Source organism: Geobacillus sp. BK01 (assembly GCF_052220245.1).
GTDB lineage: Bacteria > Bacillota > Bacilli > Bacillales > Anoxybacillaceae > Geobacillus.
The window spans coordinates 250,198-267,778 of the sequence record NZ_JBQPTH010000002.1; the positions used below are offsets into that span (position 1 = coordinate 250,198).

General features: G+C 54.9%; 24 protein-coding genes. 7 read left to right on the forward strand and 17 right to left on the reverse strand.

The window, feature by feature from the left end:
• Positions 1-43 precede the first annotated feature (43 nt).
• The 6 genes from ACTVDO_RS03575 to ACTVDO_RS03600 all read right to left on the reverse strand — a co-directional run bounded on the left by ACTVDO_RS03575 (position 44) and on the right by ACTVDO_RS03600 (position 4,603).
• Positions 44-256: a hypothetical protein gene (locus tag ACTVDO_RS03575; protein ID WP_020959828.1), complete on the reverse strand. Its 213-nt coding sequence runs from the start codon at positions 254-256 to the stop codon at positions 44-46.
• A gap of 201 nt (positions 257-457) precedes the next feature.
• Positions 458-1,045 carry a YdhK family protein gene (locus ACTVDO_RS03580; protein ID WP_442901060.1) on the reverse strand — a complete coding sequence of 196 codons (588 nt, stop codon included), beginning with the start codon at positions 1,043-1,045 and terminating at the stop codon, positions 458-460.
• A 185-nt stretch (positions 1,046-1,230) separates the two neighbouring features.
• On the reverse strand, positions 1,231-1,434 hold the full coding sequence (copZ, locus tag ACTVDO_RS03585) for a copper chaperone CopZ (RefSeq protein ID WP_020959826.1): 204 nt from the start codon (positions 1,432-1,434) through the stop codon (positions 1,231-1,233).
• A gap of 19 nt (positions 1,435-1,453) precedes the next feature.
• Positions 1,454-3,850 (reverse strand): heavy metal translocating P-type ATPase, encoded by a 2,397-nt coding sequence (locus tag ACTVDO_RS03590; protein ID WP_442901061.1) that lies wholly within the window; start codon positions 3,848-3,850, stop codon positions 1,454-1,456.
• 13 nt (positions 3,851-3,863) lie between these two features.
• Entirely contained in the window at positions 3,864-4,139 is a 276-nt protein-coding gene (locus ACTVDO_RS03595) for a metal-sensing transcriptional repressor (RefSeq protein WP_020959824.1), read from the reverse strand.
• A 254-nt stretch (positions 4,140-4,393) separates the two neighbouring features.
• Positions 4,394-4,603, reverse strand: a complete 210-nt coding sequence (locus ACTVDO_RS03600) for a hypothetical protein (RefSeq protein ID WP_442901062.1) — start codon at positions 4,601-4,603, stop codon at positions 4,394-4,396.
• Positions 4,604-4,784: 181 nt separating this feature from the next.
• Here ACTVDO_RS03600 and ACTVDO_RS03605 point away from each other — a divergent pair, with 181 nt between their 5' ends.
• Positions 4,785-5,513, forward strand: a complete 729-nt coding sequence (locus tag ACTVDO_RS03605) for an endonuclease/exonuclease/phosphatase family protein (protein ID WP_442901063.1) — start codon at positions 4,785-4,787, stop codon at positions 5,511-5,513.
• 23 nt (positions 5,514-5,536) lie between these two features.
• Here ACTVDO_RS03605 and ACTVDO_RS03610 read toward each other — a convergent pair whose 3' ends face one another.
• From ACTVDO_RS03610 to ACTVDO_RS03620, 3 genes are read right to left on the reverse strand one after another with little or no spacing between them, the layout of a single operon-like run.
• Positions 5,537-6,094, reverse strand: coding sequence for a TVP38/TMEM64 family protein (locus ACTVDO_RS03610; protein ID WP_442901105.1), 558 nt, complete (start codon positions 6,092-6,094; stop codon positions 5,537-5,539).
• Between the two features lie 45 nt (positions 6,095-6,139).
• A complete protein-coding gene (locus tag ACTVDO_RS03615) occupies positions 6,140-6,820 on the reverse strand; it encodes a response regulator transcription factor (protein ID WP_020959819.1) in 681 nt (226 codons plus the stop codon).
• Between the two features lie 2 nt (positions 6,821-6,822).
• Positions 6,823-8,196: a sensor histidine kinase gene (locus ACTVDO_RS03620; RefSeq protein WP_020959818.1), complete on the reverse strand. Its 1,374-nt coding sequence runs from the start codon at positions 8,194-8,196 to the stop codon at positions 6,823-6,825.
• Positions 8,197-8,537: 341 nt separating this feature from the next.
• Between ACTVDO_RS03620 and ACTVDO_RS03625 the strand changes: the two genes are divergently transcribed.
• The 3 genes from ACTVDO_RS03625 to ACTVDO_RS03635 all read left to right on the forward strand — a co-directional run bounded on the left by ACTVDO_RS03625 (position 8,538) and on the right by ACTVDO_RS03635 (position 11,763).
• Positions 8,538-10,625: a DNA topoisomerase III gene (locus tag ACTVDO_RS03625; RefSeq protein ID WP_020959817.1), complete on the forward strand. Its 2,088-nt coding sequence runs from the start codon at positions 8,538-8,540 to the stop codon at positions 10,623-10,625.
• A gap of 119 nt (positions 10,626-10,744) precedes the next feature.
• On the forward strand, positions 10,745-10,936 hold the full coding sequence (locus tag ACTVDO_RS03630; protein WP_020959816.1) for a hypothetical protein: 192 nt from the start codon (positions 10,745-10,747) through the stop codon (positions 10,934-10,936).
• Complete coding sequence (locus ACTVDO_RS03635; RefSeq protein WP_442901064.1) at positions 10,936-11,763, forward strand: serine/threonine protein kinase; 828 nt, start codon at positions 10,936-10,938, stop codon at positions 11,761-11,763. Before ACTVDO_RS03630 ends, ACTVDO_RS03635 begins: the two co-directional genes overlap by 1 nt.
• Positions 11,764-12,030: 267 nt before the next feature.
• Here the strand turns inward: ACTVDO_RS03635 and ACTVDO_RS03640 are convergent, their stop codons facing one another.
• The 5 genes from ACTVDO_RS03640 to ACTVDO_RS03660 all read right to left on the reverse strand — a co-directional run bounded on the left by ACTVDO_RS03640 (position 12,031) and on the right by ACTVDO_RS03660 (position 14,714).
• Complete coding sequence (locus ACTVDO_RS03640) at positions 12,031-12,201, reverse strand: zinc ribbon domain-containing protein (RefSeq protein ID WP_081713467.1); 171 nt, start codon at positions 12,199-12,201, stop codon at positions 12,031-12,033.
• A gap of 50 nt (positions 12,202-12,251) precedes the next feature.
• Positions 12,252-13,022 (reverse strand): SDR family NAD(P)-dependent oxidoreductase, encoded by a 771-nt coding sequence (locus ACTVDO_RS03645; RefSeq protein ID WP_442901065.1) that lies wholly within the window; start codon positions 13,020-13,022, stop codon positions 12,252-12,254.
• A gap of 46 nt (positions 13,023-13,068) precedes the next feature.
• Positions 13,069-13,821, reverse strand: coding sequence for an SDR family NAD(P)-dependent oxidoreductase (locus ACTVDO_RS03650; RefSeq protein ID WP_020959813.1), 753 nt, complete (start codon positions 13,819-13,821; stop codon positions 13,069-13,071).
• Between the two features lie 269 nt (positions 13,822-14,090).
• Positions 14,091-14,399, reverse strand: a complete 309-nt coding sequence (locus ACTVDO_RS03655; RefSeq protein ID WP_020959812.1) for a hypothetical protein — start codon at positions 14,397-14,399, stop codon at positions 14,091-14,093.
• A gap of 45 nt (positions 14,400-14,444) precedes the next feature.
• Positions 14,445-14,714, reverse strand: coding sequence for a hypothetical protein (locus ACTVDO_RS03660; RefSeq protein ID WP_020959811.1), 270 nt, complete (start codon positions 14,712-14,714; stop codon positions 14,445-14,447).
• Positions 14,715-14,864: 150 nt separating this feature from the next.
• On the opposite strand from ACTVDO_RS03660, the gene ACTVDO_RS03665 reads away from it, so the two are divergent.
• From ACTVDO_RS03665 to ACTVDO_RS03675, 3 genes are all read left to right on the forward strand, one after another.
• Positions 14,865-15,071: a hypothetical protein gene (locus tag ACTVDO_RS03665; RefSeq protein WP_020959810.1), complete on the forward strand. Its 207-nt coding sequence runs from the start codon at positions 14,865-14,867 to the stop codon at positions 15,069-15,071.
• Positions 15,072-15,223: 152 nt separating this feature from the next.
• Positions 15,224-15,379, forward strand: a complete 156-nt coding sequence (locus ACTVDO_RS03670) for a hypothetical protein (RefSeq protein WP_158413364.1) — start codon at positions 15,224-15,226, stop codon at positions 15,377-15,379.
• Between the two features lie 32 nt (positions 15,380-15,411).
• The gene (locus ACTVDO_RS03675) at positions 15,412-15,621 is read left to right on the forward strand and encodes an alpha,alpha-trehalase (RefSeq protein WP_235183466.1); all 210 of its coding nucleotides are present in this window, start codon (positions 15,412-15,414) and stop codon (positions 15,619-15,621) included.
• Here the strand turns inward: ACTVDO_RS03675 and ACTVDO_RS03680 are convergent.
• The 3 genes from ACTVDO_RS03680 to ACTVDO_RS03690 all read right to left on the reverse strand — a co-directional run bounded on the left by ACTVDO_RS03680 (position 15,618) and on the right by ACTVDO_RS03690 (position 17,453).
• Positions 15,618-16,400: an ABC transporter ATP-binding protein gene (locus tag ACTVDO_RS03680; protein ID WP_020959809.1), complete on the reverse strand. Its 783-nt coding sequence runs from the start codon at positions 16,398-16,400 to the stop codon at positions 15,618-15,620. The two genes, ACTVDO_RS03675 and ACTVDO_RS03680, sit on opposite strands and share 4 nt — an antisense overlap.
• A 59-nt stretch (positions 16,401-16,459) precedes the next feature.
• Positions 16,460-16,645 carry a hypothetical protein gene (locus tag ACTVDO_RS03685; RefSeq protein ID WP_020959808.1) on the reverse strand — a complete coding sequence of 62 codons (186 nt, stop codon included), beginning with the start codon at positions 16,643-16,645 and terminating at the stop codon, positions 16,460-16,462.
• Positions 16,646-17,018: 373 nt separating this feature from the next.
• Complete coding sequence (locus ACTVDO_RS03690; RefSeq protein WP_020959807.1) at positions 17,019-17,453, reverse strand: DMT family transporter; 435 nt, start codon at positions 17,451-17,453, stop codon at positions 17,019-17,021.
• Between the last annotated feature and the right edge of the window lie 128 nt (positions 17,454-17,581).

Sequence of the window (17,581 nt, forward strand, 5' to 3'; positions counted from 1 at the left end):
CCTCTTTTCGCTCGGGCGACAGCTAGAGACGGGCGTTCTTTCATCATAGATGGCGCCCGTCTTCCTTTTTCCGTGTCCAACCGTTCCCACGATATTCGTCCCATGCGCGCCAGGCCATGATCGCCATGCCGAGCGCGAGAATCAACGCCTGTCCGTCCATCCGGTGTTCCGTCCATAAGTGATACCCTGCCGCTCCGATGCCGTAAAGCACCCAAACCACTGAAAACCACATAACTCCCAACCAAAATCTCCGCATCGTTTCTCCCCTCCTTTCTCCCGTTCCCCCGATCGATCCGTAAGACAGCAGGCGAAGCCGCCTATGTCTATTTTTTGAAAAAATAGGTGATTTTCGTATAATTATATCACAATTTTCACAAATGAGCCGAAAAAACAAGCCATTCCCCTATGCTCCAAGGGAAATGGCTGTGCGTTTGGCTGAAACACCGATGATGATTCGTTAGTTGGCCGGCGACAGCTCGTCTTCAGTCACCCATTTGTGGTTTGTCACTTTTTTACCGGTTTCTGTATCAATGTAATCGACCATATACACCGTCGTTTGTTTCGCCGAATCAATGACCGCTTTGGCCCCTTTCATCCCTTCCATATGATCGGCGTTCAAGACGACTTCATCACCCGGTTGGAACGGTTTGTCGCCGGCGTTTTCGATTTCCTCATGGATGACCCATTTGTGGTTTTTGACTGGTTTCCCGCCGGTCGTCGGAGTGTACGTCACGGTGTAGACGGTTGTGTCAAATGCGCCGGTGACGGTTGCTTTCGCCCCATTCATCCCCGGCATATGGTCGGCATGGATGATGACCTTGCTTCCGACCGGATAGGCCGGGTTTTTCGCCTCTTCCAATCCCTCCGGAACGTCGCCGGAGCCGGAGTGGTTCATTCCTTCATGGCCGCTGTGGGCATTATGGGTTTCCTCCTGGCCGGCTTGTTCATTGGGCGCGGCTTCGTCGTTTCCGGCGCCGGCGCAGGCGGATGCCAACAACGCTGCTGTTAGGGAAGCCGCCCCAACCAACATTCTCCAGTTTTTCATCGTTTTCACCCTCCTTGCCTTCCTTAGCATACCCAACATTTGTGCAGATTTTGTGGAGATGGCCTTGGTCAAGGAAAAATGGGTTGATCGCGTGTCTGGAAATCCAGCGGAAAATTCTGTGGCGGTCTAGCCGCACCGCTTCGACCCAAAAAAAGCACCCCCTTGCTTGAGGGGATGCCCAACGGTCAGACGACATCGTACCCTTGGTCTTCAATCGCGGTTTTCAACTGGTCAACGGTCACTTTCGCTTCATCGTACTCCACATCGACCGTTCCTTGTTCCAAATGGACGTCGACCCGGCGAACGCCATCGAGTTGTTGCAGCGCATTGGTGACGGCCGCTTTGCAATGGCCGCATGTCATTCCTTGCACTTGTAACGTGATCGTCATCGTTTCTTTCCTCCCGTGATCATGATAGTTTCACCCGTTTTAAGCGAAGCGCATTGGCCACGACCGAAACGGAGCTAAACGCCATCGCCGCGCCGGCGATCCATGGCTCCAACAAGCCGGCGGCTGCGACCGGAATGCCGACCGTGTTGTAAAACAGCGCCCAAAACAAGTTTTGGCGGATGTTTCTCATCGTTTTCCGGCTCAACTCGATCGCCTGCGGGATATGGGCCAAATCTCCGCCGACCAGCGTCACGTCGGCCGTTTCAATCGCTACATCGGTGCCGGTGCCGATCGCCATGCCGATATCGGCTTTCGCCAAGGCCGGGGCGTCGTTAATGCCGTCGCCGACCATCGCCACCCGTTTTCCTTGTTGCTGCAGCCTGGCGACAATGTTCGCCTTCTCTTCCGGCAGCACTTCCGCGTACACATGGCGAATGCCGACTTCGTTGGCGATGGCTTCTGCGGTGCGGCGGTTGTCGCCCGTCACCATGTACACGTCAATACCCATTTGCGTTAACGCACGAATGGCCTGTTTCGAGCTTTCTTTCACCGTATCCGCCACAGCGATCAAGCCCGCCGGTTTTCCGTTGACGGCGACAAGCATCGCTGTTTTCCCTTGCGCTTCAAGCGCCGCCATTCGTTCCTCTTCGCTCGAGATGTCAACTGACCGTTCCGTCATCAGTTTGCGCGTGCCGACCAACACAAATTGGCCGTCCACCACCGCCTCAATGCCATGGCCGGCAATAGCCGAGAAGCGGTCAAGCGGTTTCGGCGCGATCCCGTGTTCTTTCCCGTACGCGACGATCGCTTGCGCCAGCGGATGTTCCGAAGCGCTCTCGGCCGAAACGGCATACACAAGCATGTCGTCCCGGAGCGCGATGACATCGGTCACTTCCGGTTTGCCTTTTGTCACCGTTCCCGTCTTATCGAGCAACACCGCTTCGATTTGCTGCGTTCTCTCTAAGTACTCACCTCCTTTAAAGAGAATGCCGTACTCCGCCCCCTTGCCGGTGCCGACCATAATCGAAGTCGGCGTCGCCAAGCCGAGCGCGCATGGGCAGGCGATGACGAGCACGGCAATGGCCGCTTCCAAAGCGGCGGTGATGTCGCCCGGCGCCACGATGAAGTACCAAACGAGAAACGACACCGCCGCAATGGCGACGACAATCGGGACGAAAATGCCGGAGATGATGTCGGCCATCCGCTGAATCGGCGCTTTGGATCCTTGCGCTTCCTCCACGATGCGGACGATGTGGGCGAGCGCTGTATCTTTCCCGACTTTTTCCGCCCGGATCGTCAAAATGCCGTTTTGGTTGATCGTCGCGCCAATGACGGGGTCGCCTTCCTTTTTATCGACCGGAATCGATTCGCCCGTAATCATCGATTCATCGACCGATGAGGCCCCGGCGATGACCGTTCCGTCCACCGGAATTTTTTCGCCCGGCCGGACGATGATCGTATCACCGACGACGACTTGTTCGAGCGACACTTTTTGTTCGGTTCCGTCGCGGATGACCGTCGCCTCTTTCGCCTGCAGGCTCAACAGCTTCGAAATGGCTTCCGTCGTCCGCCCTTTGGCGAGCGCCTCGGCATATTTGCCGACCAAAACGAGCGTAATCAGCACCGCGCTCGTCTCAAAATACAGCCGCGGCGCATACGCCGGGTCAGCCAACGTTTTGAGCGCCTCATAGAAACTATAAAAGTAGGCGGCCGACGTGCCGAGGGCGACAAGCACATCCATGTTTGCGCTTTTGTTGCGCAACGCCCGGTACGCGCCGAGATAAAACGGGCCGCCGATGTAAAACTGCACCGGAGTCGCCAGCAAAAGCTGCACCCACGGATTCATCAACCAATGCGGCATCGGCAGACCGAGGCCAAACGGCAAATGGGCGATCATCGTATACAACAGCGGGAGCGAGAGCACCGTTGACAATATCAGCCGAAACCGCTTTTGTTTCCATTCCTCGTCATCGCGGCGGGCGCCCTGCTGCTCGCCGCGGAGGTGGCCTTTGTATCCAAGATGCTCGATTTTCTTGATCACGTCCTCAATGGACAGCACCCCTTCTTGGTATTCGACGATGGCGCTGTTCGTCGCCAAGTTGACTGCGGCCGTGGTGACGCCGTCCATCCGCTTCAGCCCTTTTTCAATCCGCGCCGCGCACGCCGCGCACGTCATCCCGGAAATATCGAGCGCCACGGTTTCCTTCGCGACGCCATATCCCAATTGCTCAATTTTCGCCGCGATCTCCGCCAGGCGCTGTTTTCCCGGATCGAACTGAATCGTCGCCCTTTCCATGGCCAAGTTGACGTTCGCCTTGACCCCGTCTAGTTTGTTCAACACTTTTTCAATCCGGTTGGAGCAAGCGGCACACGTCATGCCGGTGATGTGAAGCGTCACCGTTTTGGGTTCTCCCATCGGTCATCTCCCCTTATTTCGAAAACTGTTTGATCACGTTCATCAACTCGCGGAGCGATTCTTCGCCGCTTCCTTCGCGAATCGCTTTCGCCACACAATGGTTCGCATGGCGCTCAAGCAGCTGCATCCCCACTTGGCGCAGCGCCGCTTGGATGGCGGAAATTTGCACCAAAATATCAATACAATAGCGATTGTCTTCGACCATTTTTTGCACCCCGCGCACTTGCCCTTCGATGCGCTTCAACCGTTTCACAATGTTCTCGATTTCCTCTTTCGTGCGCGGGACCATCGTTCCATGACCAGCATGGGGGTCATGTGGTGGTTGGGTCACGGTTCTCACCTCTTTTTTAATCTATATACATTATACCCGAATGGGGTATAATGTTGCAATGAATTTTCTTCCTTTTCATGACAAAAAAGAAAGGCGGCCTGCCAGGCGGCGGATGATGGCGGAAACGGCGCCTGCCGATCCCTTCGGTCATGGATCCGCTGCCTTGTGGTGCAAGCCGCTTCTTTCGTTCGCTAAAACCGGTTCATCATCGTTTAGGACGGCTGGCCCGTTTTTTCTCCGTTTGCCCCGTGGCAGGCGTTATACATGTCTTGCAACTGGCGCTCCGATAAATCCGGATGCATGCTTTTCATATGAGGGAGCATTTGCTCAAACGAGAGCGGGCCGTTCGTGTTGGCCAAAACAGCTGTTCCGGCCCCTAGCACCAACGCAGCAGCCAACAAGCCTCCTGTGACTTTCTTCATTAGAGTGCCCACCTTTCTTTCGGTTTCATCTCCATCTTAGACCAAAATGATGGAGAATGTATCGAGAAGGCGTGACAACTTTTTGTCTGTCTCCTTCTGACTAAAAGGCCGCCATGATGGCCAAAATGGGATGAAGGAAAACTTTGCTAGGCCAGCATTTTTGAAGGAGTGAGAGCGGGCGGTGGAACTGTGCATTATGACGTTTAACATCCGCCACGGCAAAGGCATGGACGGAAAGGTGGATTTGCGCCGAATCGCCGCTGTGATCGGACAAAGCGGCGCCGACATCATCGGCCTGAATGAGGTGGACCGTTATTTTTCACGGCGAAGCCACTATGAGGATCAAATCGGCTGGCTGGCAAGAGAGTTGCGGATGCATCATGCGTTCAGCCCTTCCGTATCGTGGAAGGCGAAACAACCTGGAGTCATCCGCCAATACGGAAACGGGCTGTTGTCGCGCTACCCGATTGCCGCCCGACAACATCACGCATTGCGCGCGGCATTGGGAATGGGGGAAGGGCGATCGGTGCTCGAGGCGATCGTGTCCGTTCACGGCCAGCCCCTTGCCGTGTATGTCACCCACTTCAGCCTCAACCCGCTGCTGCACCGGAAACAGACTGATTTTCTCATCGAGCGGTTGCACCGTCAATCCGTTCCATTTCTTGTCATGGGCGATTGGAACATGAGACCCGGCTCCCGTCCATGGCAGCGCATGGCCCGTGAGGCGGATGATATATGGAAAAAAGTAGGAACAGGAAGCGGCGATACGTATCCGTCCCTTCGCCCGCGCCGGCGGCTTGACTACATCTTTGTCAGCCGTCAGCTGCACGCGGCGGGCGCACAAGTTGTGACGATCATGCCGACGGCGTCCGATCATTTGCCGCTAAAGGCCGTATTGCGCCTAGGCTGACCGCCCTTTGGGGCAGTTCTGTTTCACTCCGCTGTTTTTTGCCCTATCTTTCGCCAGACGAACCACAAAAGAACGATCGATGCAACAGCGAGCAGCAGTTTTCCCGACCAGGCGGCCTCGAGAAATTGATGAATCGCATACGCTTCCATCCATAACGCCGGGAGTTTGCCGAGCGAACTCGCCGCCGTAAACACGGAAAGGGACGTACGGCCGATGGCGGCGACAAACGTCACCACCCCGGATGGTACAAACGGCAGCAACCGCAGTGCCAAAATGAGGAAAAACGCCTCCCGGCCGCCCGCATGAAGCAGCGGCTTCACGCTCGGATGGGAAAGCCATTTTGTCCCGTTCCATCGGCGAACTCCTTTCCGGTACAAGACGAACGAGACGATCGCCCCGAGCGCCTCGCCGGCAAACGACACCCAAAAGCCCGGCCAAAAGCCGAACACCGTCAAATTGGCCGCTGTCAAAAATGCGCTTGGGACGACCCCAAGCACGCTGATCGCCACATTGCAGGCCAGGCTCAAAACGTATGCTGCCCCGCCGTAGGCTTGAAACAAATCGATCATCCAATCTTTCATCACAAAAGGAACGCCTCACTTTCCGAAGCGCTGCACCCGGTTCGGCTATGGCTTGCGCCCTTCCCATTTGTAGCCGACGCCCCAGACCGTCTGCAAATGGTCGTCAGCCGGAAACCCGGCTTGGCGCAGTTTTTCGCGGATGTTTTTAATATGCGAATCCACCGTCCGCTCTTCCGTATCGGCGAGATATCCCCATAAGGAGGCGATAATTTGTCCGCGGCTGAACACTTGATTTGGGCGTTTGAGGAAGAGCCCTAAAATGGCAAACTCCTTCGGCGTCAACGGAATTGGCTTTCCTTCATAATGGACGGCATGTTCCTCTTCATCCCACACGAGCCCGGCCGTGCGGATCGCCGAGCGGCGGGCACCGGCACGCCGCAGCACCGCTTCAATACGCGCCAACAGCTCCGCCTCGTCAAACGGCTTGGTGACATAATCATCGGCTCCGATTTTCAACCCTTGGACGATATCGGCCGTTTCGTCGCGAGCAGTGACCATCATGATCGGGATGTCGGAAAACGAACGAATGCGACGGCACGTTTCCCACCCGTCAAGTTCCGGCATCATCACATCAAGCAGCACCAAATCGGCGTGATGGCCCCGCAAATAGTCGATCGCCTCTTGCCCTGAACGGCATTTCACGCAACGGTAACCGTTTGGCGCCAGATACAGGTCCAACAAATCGAGCATTCGCGCTTCATCATCGACCAATACCAACGTATACATCCTCATCCCTCCGGCACCGTAATCAAGATGGTCGTTCCTTTCCCTGGTTCGCTCTCTGCGGCGATCGTTCCCCCGTGCGCCTCGACGATTTCTTTGGCAATGGAAAGCCCAAGCCCGGTCCCTCCACTCCTTCGCGACCGCGACTTATCCACCCGGTAAAACCGTTCAAAAATATGGGGGACATCGTCCGGCGGGATGCCGGCCCCCTGATCGGAAACGGCCATGATGACCCCATGTTTTCGCGGCTGGACGGTGATCGTCACCGTTGTGCCAGGAAACGCATATTTTCGCGCATTATCAAGCACATTGATCATCACTTGCTCAAACCGCTGCCGGTCGACCGCAGCCGTCACCCCATCAGGGCACGAGCAGACAAGCGACAGCGCTTTTTCCTGAAACGCCGGGCGCAGCTTTTCGCACAGTTTGGCTAAAAACGAACAAAGATCGATCGGCTGCTTCTCAATCTGGAACGAGTGTCGCTCCAACCTTGCCAGCTCAAACAAGTCTTTCACCATTTTTTCAATCTTTTCGGCCTCTTCGTAAATGATCGCGACATAATTCGCCCGCTCCGCCTCGGACAGATGCGGCCGTCGGGCAATGTCGGCATATCCTTTCACATACGTGAGCGGCGTGCGCAGCTCATGGGAGATGCTCGCCAAAAATTCACTTCGCTCTTGTTTCAAATACGCCAAATCGTTCGCCAACGTTTGAATGGCTTTGCCTAATTGCGCAAGTTCGTCATCGCCCTTCACCTCAAGACGCACTGAAAAGTCGCCTTGGCTAAGCGCCTCGGTCGCCTGTTTCATCCGTAAAAGCGGCGTTGTAATGATGCGGGAGAAAAAGACGATCGTCATCATCGTGATCAACACCGACAGCACGCCGACGACGACAAAATGATGTTTCAGCTTATACACCATCGTCTGAATCGAGCGGGTGTCTTGAAACATGTATACATATCCACCCGTTTCGCCTCCGATTTGGATCGGGCTCACCGTCGCAATGTGTGACGCCTGCTTCCAATCGGTTTGTACCATCATGCCGTCGCGGGGAATAGAGCGCCCGTTCGTCAATGGGATGATTTCTTCGGCAAACGGGATAATGCCGCTAGAGGCCGATAGAATTTGGCGCTTCGCATCGGTGATGACGACATCGGTTTCCGCCTCCGATTCCATCATCGCCACATGCGCAAGCGTTGGTTGGTCAAGGTTTTTTTCCAAGACGTTGCGGTGGCTGTTCCCCCGCGCCAGAAGCTGCGCGAATTCTTCTTCGATGCGCGCATGAACGAGCGTCGCGTAAAGAGAAACGAACAGCACCATTTCAATGGCCAAGACGAAGGCAAAAACCAACATTCCAAGTTTCCACGAAAGTTTTCGCACGTGTTTCTCTCCTTATCGGTCAAGACCGTATGCTGCTCTAATTTTACTATTTTATCCGGCAAATGTGCAGAAAGTATGGATACGGTCAAAAAGGATGGGGAAACACCATGATTTTTGCTCCATCGCCGGCCTTGAATCTAGGAAACGGCCGTTTTGAGGAATTTGTTCCATTCAACATGCTTTTCCCTCTTGTATCACCGCCTTTTTGAATCGGCCTTCATGCCGCTTCAGCTGATTCGTTCTTCATAAAAGCCGAGCCTGGCGGATGCGTCTTTCCCTTTCTTCCATTATACTAATAAACAGACTGGACTCATTTGGAGACGACAGAAAGGAGTTTATTGATGAAATCGCTCGTTTTAGCGGAGAAGCCGAGCGTCGCCCGCGATATCGCCCGCGTGCTCGGCTGCAAGCAGGCGCATAAACATTATTTTGAAGGAAAGCAGCATATTGTCACTTGGGCGCTCGGCCATTTGATCGAACTCAAAATGCCGGAAGACTATGACCGGAAATATGAAACGTGGCGGCTTGAGGATTTGCCTATCATTCCAAAGCAAATGGGTTTGAAAGTGATCCGGCAAACGAGCCATCAGTTTCGCGCCATTGAAAGCTTAGCCAAACGCCGGGATGTGCGCGATTGCATCATCGCAACCGACGCCGGGCGTGAAGGAGAGCTCGTCGCACGTTGGATTTTGCAAAAGATCGGTTGGAAAAAGCCGATTTGGCGGTTATGGATTTCCTCGCAAACCGACCGCGCCATCCGCGACGGATTTCGCCAGTTAAAGCCCGGAGCGCAGTTTGACCGCCTGTATGAATCAGCCGTCTGCCGCGCCGAAGCCGATTGGCTGATCGGGTTGAACGTGACGCGCGCTTTGACGACAAAATACAACGACCCGCTCTCAGCCGGGCGCGTGCAAACGCCGACACTGGCGATGATCATTGAACGCGAGCGCGCCATCCAGTCGTTCGTTCCCGTCCCGTATTGGACGATTCATGCTCACATCGGTTCTCTTACAGCGATGTGGGAACGAAACGGCGGGAAGCGGTTGTTTAATCAGGACGAGGCGAAACAACTGATAGACCGCCTCCATGGCCAGCCGGCGCGTGTCGTGTCAGTCAACCGGAAGCGGAAAACAGAGCCCGCTCCGCTGCCGTACGACTTGACCGAGCTGCAGCGGGAGGCGAACAAACGGTTTGGCTTTTCGGCGAAAAAGACGCTCTCGGTGCTGCAGCGGCTGTATGAACAACATAAGCTCGTCACCTACCCGCGCACCGACTCGCGCTATTTGCCAAGCGACATGGAAGCAACGATGACGGACCGGCTGCAGGCGATAAAGCCCGGTTACGAAGAAGAGGTCGCCCCGCTGCTGGCGAAACAAGCGAAAGCCGGCAAACGCGTGTTTAACGATGCCAAAGTAACCGACCACCACGCCATCATCCCGACCGATGAACGGTTGGACCTTGGAAAGTTGTCGGCGGATGAGCGCAAGCTGTATGACATGATCGCCCGCCGCTTTTTGGCCTTGTTTTACCCGCCGCATGAATATGAAACAGCAACTGCGGTCTTGGAGATCGGCGGCGAGACGTTTGTCGCACGGGAAACGGCGGTTGTAAACACCGGGTTTAAAGCCGTTCTCGGCAAGGAAGACAGCAAGGCCCAACCGATGTTGCTGCATCTCGCGGAAGGCCAGGCGCTCCCATCGGTGCGGCTTGAGATGGAACAATCGTTCACCGAGCCACCGTCTCGCTATTCAGAGGCTGACTTGCTTGCGCAAATGGAAAAATACGGCCTCGGCACCCCGGCGACAAGGGCCGACATCATCGAGCGGCTTGTTGAGACGGAAACGGTCGAGCGGAAAGACGGCCGCTTTTATCCGACAAAAAAAGGAAAACAGCTGATTGAGCTCGTCAATGATGAACTGAAGTCGCCGGAATTGACCGCCCGTTGGGAGCGGGAACTCGAGGCGATCGCCCGCGGAAACGGAAACCCGAAACAGTTTTTGACCAACATTCGCCGGCAAACGGAACAGCTTGTCGCGGAAATCAAACAGAGCGAGCGGACGTACAAAGCACCGAACTTGACGAATCTTACCTGCCCGGAATGCGGCGCCCTCTTAAAAGAACGGAAAACGAAAGATGGACGGATGCTCGTCTGTTCGAACTTACAATGCCGCTACCGCCGGAGACGCGATCCGAAGCTGTCGAACCGCCGCTGTCCGCAATGCCACCGGCGCATGGAAATACACGAAGGCAAAGCCGGGCTCTATTTCCAATGCCGGCCGTGCAACATTGTCGAAAAAGCGGACGAAACGAAACGCACCGCCGCAAAAGGAAACGAACGGGCGCTTCTCCAAAAATACAGTCCGTCCAATGAATCGTTTGGCACGAGTTTAGGAGAACTGCTCAAACAAGCGCTTGAAAAAAAAGAATAGTCGCTGTGAACCGCCAGAAACTACGCCTCTGGCGGTTCATTTAGCTTTCTGAATCCGAAACCTTCTTTTCTCTGTTCCCGTATATATAAGTAAATCTACTGTAAAGGAGCGATCTCGTGATGTTCAAAAAGTTGTTAAAGTCACTTTTCGGCCAGCACCATCACCCGTCGCACTATAACAAGCATTATAGCAGCAGCGATTACCATACACCGAAATCTTATTCCTATAAGCACCCATCCCAGTACGGCCATCATCATTACAAAAAGAAACATCACAGCGGCAGCTTTTTCTCGAGCTTTTTTGGCAGCTGATGAACCGCCTGTTTGAACGCCATCCGTTCATCGCCCGCTGGATTGACCGCCCGCACCGGAGCGGAGATGTGCTTTCTGGCCGCTACGAAGTGATGAAAGAACTCGGGATGGGCAGCTACGGCATCGCCTACCAAGGGCGCGATTGTGACACCGGGCAGCTTGTCGTCATTAAACAGGCAAGGCGGACAAAAGGGGAAGACGGCCGTCGCCTGCTTCAACGCGAAGCCGACGTGCTCGCCCGCTTGCGCCATCCACAAATTCCACTGCTGCACGATATGTTTATCGAAGGCGGACAGCCGCATCTTGTCATGGACTATATCGATGGGCAAACGGTGGAAGAGCAGATTTTCGAGTACGGAATCACGTACACGGAACGAGCAGCGTTCCAATTGTTGCTTGATGTGCTTGATGTCGTTCGGTATATCCATGCTTTCGGCATCGTCCACCGCGATTTACGCATTCCAAACATCATTTGGCGCCATGGAACGGTGGCCATCATCGATTTCGGCTTGGCGTGCCGCACGGGCGAATCGATCGATGTTCATGATGGCGATCCGCTTGAAAAACGACTGCGGCGCGAACCACACCCACGAAGCGATTTTTATGCCCTCGGACATTTCACCTTATTTCTGCTATATTCCGCTTACGAGCCCGCCAATGAGGATGAAAAAAGCTGGGAAGAAGAGCTCGACTTGTCCTCGAAAGCACGGGCGATTTTACGGAAAATGCTGCAGTTGGATGCGCCGTATGACTGCGTTGACGAATTGATCGCCGATATTCGGCAGCTATTGGCCGAAAACGACCTGACACAAGTTGGCGCGCTTTAAACCTAACAAGCCAAAGCCCCTCCCGCCCGCTTAGGCACGACAGAGGGGCTTAATTTGGTTTCACCGGCTGAGCATCGCGATCCCCGTTTCCCGGTGCGGATCGGTCTCATGCTACTTTCCTGTGACATACTGCCACCACCTACGCTTTGCTTAGCGATGGGGGCTTCTCGGGTAATCCCATCTCATGATGGGAAGTTGACCGAGCGATCCCCGTGTGCCTCACCGTTCTGGTAGGCGTTAGGATACGCCAACTGTCTCATTTCTTCTTTACTTGATATCGATGGCGTCGTTGACATCTCGATCGGCCACCAACCTGCAGTCACAGCGAAATGTACGTTCAGAAAGAGATAAAGATGCCTTGACTCGACCATAGCATGAACACGTTTTGGATGAGGAGAACCTAGACCGGTCCACAAGCAAATGCGGAGATTCCACCATGTTCCTTCTTCCCTTTCCATGTTTTCGTCACCACCGCGAAACCGGCCAGGCTATGTAATCAGCCATCCCCCATCGACAAGCACATCCGAGCCGGTCATATACGACGCTTCCGCCGAGGCAAGAAAGGCGATGACATTGGCAATTTCCTCCGGCGTCCCCACCCGCCTTAAGGCGGTGTTGCGCTCGATGGCTTTCACAAACCGCTCGTTTTGCAGCCCGCTCTCGGTGAGCGGCGTCTCGACAAAGCCGGGCGAGACAGAGTTGACGCGAATGCCGTGCGGAGCCAGCTCCAAGGCGAGCGATTTCGTCAAGCTGATCACGCCGGCTTTCGCCGCACTGTAATGCGGAATGTGCGCCCCCGCTTGATGGCCTGACAGCGAGGCGACGTTGACGATCGCCCGGTTGACGCGCTCCCGTTTCGCCCCCTCGATCATCAGCGGAGCGAGTGTTTGGGAAACGAGAAACACGCTTTTCATGTTCACTTGTTGCACATCGTCCCATTCCTGTTCCGTCAGTTCGAGCCATTTCGTATGGGTCGAGATACCCGCATTATTAACAAGCACATGCAAATCGCCGTGCCGGCGGCGGATGTATTCCGCTACTGCCTCGACTTGTTCCCGTTTCGTGACATCAGCGGCAAACACCTCCGCCCTGCCGGCTCCTCCCAACCGTTCGATGGCTTGAGCCGTCTCTTCAAGTTTCGCCGCCGTGCGGCCGACAAGAACAACCGCCGCCCCTTCCTGCGCCAAGCGAATGGCCGTCGCCCGGCCGATGCCGCTGCCGCCGCCGGTAACAACCGCTACCGCATTGGAAAAGCGCATTGCGCCCCCTCCCCCTTATCCGTGGTTTTTCATAACATCAAGCAGCCTAAAACGTCAGTCCGCCGCCGTCGACCGACAGCGTCGCACCAGTGATAAACGATGCCTCGTCAGACGCCAAAAACAACACCGCGTTCGCCACTTCCTCCGGCGTCCCGATGCGCCCGAGGGCGTTCGCTTTCGAGATGATCGGCCATTTGCGGGCATCTTGTTTCCATGGAGCAATGATGTTCGTATCAATGACGCCCGGCGCGATGGCGTTGACGCGAATATTGAACTTGCCGTATTCAAGCGCCGCGTTTTTCGTTAATAAAATGACCCCGGCTTTGGAAGCGTTGTAAGCCGATTCGTATTTTTTTCCTTTAATCCCCAGCAAGCTCGATGTATTGACAATCGCCCCGCCGCCGGATTCTTTCAACGCCGGCACGGCATATTTGATGCCTAAAAACACGCCTTTTAAGTTGACATCGATGACCCGGTCCCACTCTTCTTCGGACAAGTCGGTGCTCCGCACTTCGGAATGGCCGATGCCGGCATTGTTAAAGAGAATATGCAAGCCGCCGAACGCCGCCACAGCCGTTTGCACGAGCCGCTTCATTTGCCCTGAATCGGAAACATCGGCTTTGACAAAAATCGCCTCGCCCCCTTTTTCCCGAATGCGGCGGACCGTTTCTTCCCCTCCCGCCTCGTCGATGTCGCTCACCGCCACTTTTGCGCCTTCCTCCGCAAACCGCACCGCCGTCGCCCGGCCGATGCCGCTGCCGCCGCCGGTGACAATCGCAGCTTTTCCGTTCAGCCTCACGGTTTCTCCCCTTTTCCTTCTTTTTTTGAATCCGTTTTCAAAACACTGTATACCAACCGGTTGGTATGTCGCTGATTTTATTATACAATACATTTTGAATATTTGAAACATTTTTGTCGACTTGACCGAGAACTTTCTCCTTTTGCGGAGAATGGAAGGGGTACGGAAGCGACGATCTCAACCTGCTTCACGGCAGAGGGGCAGGAAAGGCTTACGTGTTCAATCGCATGGAAGCAGAAAGAAGAGAAGCCATGGGAGCGGCTTCTCGTTCAATGGCTGATGACGTCAGCAGCGCCGCCATCGGCGCGCCCTTCGTCTTCCCTCTTGTCCTCTTGAGACTCAAAAAACGATCGACAGACGGCATCAAGCGATTGCAGCCGTTCAATCAACCCTTGCAGATCGCACGTATGAAACGTATCGCTCAGTTCACGGCCTTCCTCTGTGACCGAGTACAAATGGATTTCCATGCATCCGTCCCAGCGGACGTTGGCATCAAGCCAGCCGTCTTCACTTTCCAATTCGAGCGCAGCGGTCTCACCATTTTCACTCTCGTGCTTTGTTTTGATGACCCATACCATGTCGTTCCGCCCTTTCTTGTTTGCCGCCTTGATGACGGCCTATGGCTATACCCCTTCACGTTCCGCCCCGATTCCGGAAACCGGGGAGCCGGTCGATGTATGTTCGTTCACCCAACGAAGCGCCTCGCTCACGACTGCGTCGCCGTCGGGAAGCGCAGTGCGGTGCTCGATGAGCCAATTGAGCGCATCTTGCGGATCAAGATGGCGGTGCAAACATTCCGCTAAAAACGATTGAATGCAAGCCGCATCGCTTTTTTCCCATGTGCCGCATTGACGGCGCCATATCGCTTCGATCGTTTCAATTCTAGAGCTCATCTTCGGTTCCCTCCTATGGCCCACATCGTCATGAATAGTATGCCTGCCATAGGCAGAGATGCTTCAAAAATGAACTGGAGGGAAAGGATGCGATTTCCATTTGTATGGCCTCTACAAACGGCCATACTGAGAATATGGAGGTGTTTGTTCATGAGAGAACCTTGGGAAGAACGCGGCGCCGCTTCCGGCTTGCCGCGCTATACTCCGGGAATCGGCGTTCCCGATGAAATGAGCCCGATTCGCGACATCGCCCGCGGCTTTGAAAACGGACGGCCGCCGGTCATTGAAGTCACGCCGGCTGACGGCCGCCAAGAGGCGGATGGTATCGATTTTCCGCCGGTTGATCGGGCGTTTTGAAAAAGCGGCCGCAAGAGCTGCCCTTGTTCGGCGGCTCTTGCGGCCCGGCTTCCGTTTTCTTCTGCTGTCGCCTTGCATCTGATTGGCGGTATAACCGGGTCGTTTTGGCCGTATACATAGCCATAGAGACCATTCCCATGGAGGGACAGCCGTTGTCAATCGAGCTTCCGGACGTCACGGTCACTTGCCCGGATCCAGCCGTCGAGCATGTGGTTTCTTCCATTCATCAACGGTGGGGGCAGCTGATTAAAACGAGCCCGCCTTATTCCAAAGGCGAGCTATTCACTGGATCGTCATCAAAGGGCTGAAAAATTACGGGTACGATCGAAAAGCGCAAGAAATCGCCCGCCGCTGGATTCGGCTTTGCACCAACGTATATTGGAAAACGGGCAAGCTGTATGAAAAATACAATGTTGCCGATATGAGCATCCGTACCGTGGGCCGCTACCCTTCCCAAGAGGGATTTGGCTGGACGAATGCGGTTTACGCCAAAATAGCGGTCGATCTTCTCGGATGCACGGTCTGTCAACGAAGCCCGCGGCCGGCCTAGCGGCGCACCGACACCCACGGCCGGCCGTCTTCCCAATGAACGCGAATGTTCAACTGAAACGCTTCAGACAGCCGCTCATCCGTCAACACGTCTTCTTTCCGCCCGGCAGCGGCGACGCGGCCGTCCCGCAGAAGCAAAACATGGGTGATCGGTTCGACAATTTCTTCAATGTAATGCGTCACATACAACACATGGCATGGCCGGGCGGCAATCGGCGCGATGAGCGAAAGCATCTGTTCACGCGCCCATAGGTCAAGGCCGACGGTGGGCTCGTCCAAAATGAGCAGCGCCGGGTCGGCCATCAGCGCCCGGGCGATCAACGTTTTCCGTTTTTCCCCCTGCGACAGCGTCGCGTATCGCTTCCCTTTCACCGCTTGTAGGCGAAACGATTCCATCAATGCCTCCGCTTTATCCCGGTCCTCTCCGGTTATCGCATCATAAAGGCCAATCGTCGCAAACTTTCCGCTTACGACCACATCTTCGACCGTCTCGGTTTGCAGCGTATCGTGAAACTGATCGAGCGCGCTGCTGACAAATCCGATGTGCCGGCGCATCTCCGGCAAACTCGCCCGCCCAAACCGATATCCCAACACCTCGACCTCGCCGCGCGTTGGATATTGGTAACCGGTAATGATATTGAGAAGCGATGTCTTTCCCGAACCGTTTAAGCCGAGAATGGCCCAATGCTCGCCCTCATTGACTTCCCAGGTGATGTCATGCAAAATCGCACGTGCCCCCCGCACCCACGATACATTATGCATCTGGATCATCGTTGTCATGGTCTCCTCTCCCCTGCGATTTTCTGAAACACTCCCACCTTTGCTTTTTCTATGCTAACTTACAACAATCCTTCTTTTCCTTCCTTTCCGCCCTTAGGGTGGCGCCGGGGGCGCCGCAGCCAGCCCACGGCTGCCATTCCTCCCCCAATCAAAAAGCAAACCGTCCCGGCCCACCAAGCCCCCTCTACAAACAAAGAAATGGCAAAGAAAACAAGTGCAAGACCAAGCAGTCGATAGATCAACACTATTCTCTCTCCTTATTGGCCGCCCATCTTTTGTTTTGAAACAGGCGGAAAAATCAAAAATGGGCCGCTCAGCGCAGCGAGGCCGCCGTTCAAGAAACCAAAGGGCTGTGCCGTTACTTATTGCCTGCGATGAGCACCCTTTTCCATTTGTATTGTAGCAGATCTTTCCAAAAGAAAATAGAGACATATTTCAACGGAAAAACGTGCTCTTGGCGGCTTTTTCCTTTAGGACACGCATCCCGTCGTCCCAACGCACGCAATAAACCGTACAGGTGTATAGGCCAGAGGCGATACACCTAGGCATAAAGCGATGGGACGACATGATCCAAAGGCCAACACGGCCGCAGCTCAATTGGCTGCTATCGAGTCGCGCTCATTTGCGAAAAAAAAGCCAAAGCGCCAAAAACAGAAAGACCATCGCGGCCAGGCGCGTCAGATCAAACGGGATGCGTTGCCCGCCGAACAAACCAAAATGGTCTACAATCGAACTCATCACGAGCTGCCCGGCGACTACAGCCATCAACGAATTGGCGACGCCGACTTTTGGGACGATAAGCACCATGACAAACACGTAAAAGGCGCCGAGAATCCCGCCGATCAGCTGCCATTTCGGCACAGAAAACATGGCGAGCAATTCGCCTTTTCCAAAAAACAATTGCACTAAAAACAGGACGATCGTCCCGATCAAAAACGAAACGAACGATCCTTCCAACACACCGACCCGCCTGCCGAGGCCACCGTTCACTCCCGCCTGTATGGAAACCGCCATCCCGGCTGCTAGGGCCAGCATCATCCATAGCCACTTCATCCGTCTATCGTCCTCCCTTTTCTCGTCTATTCCAGAAATGCCACCCCAGCTTGGAGTCGCACGGCTGTTGCTGCGCGCGGCCTGTTGCCTCTTTATAACTGCCCAACACTGGCGCAAATGCTCTCTTC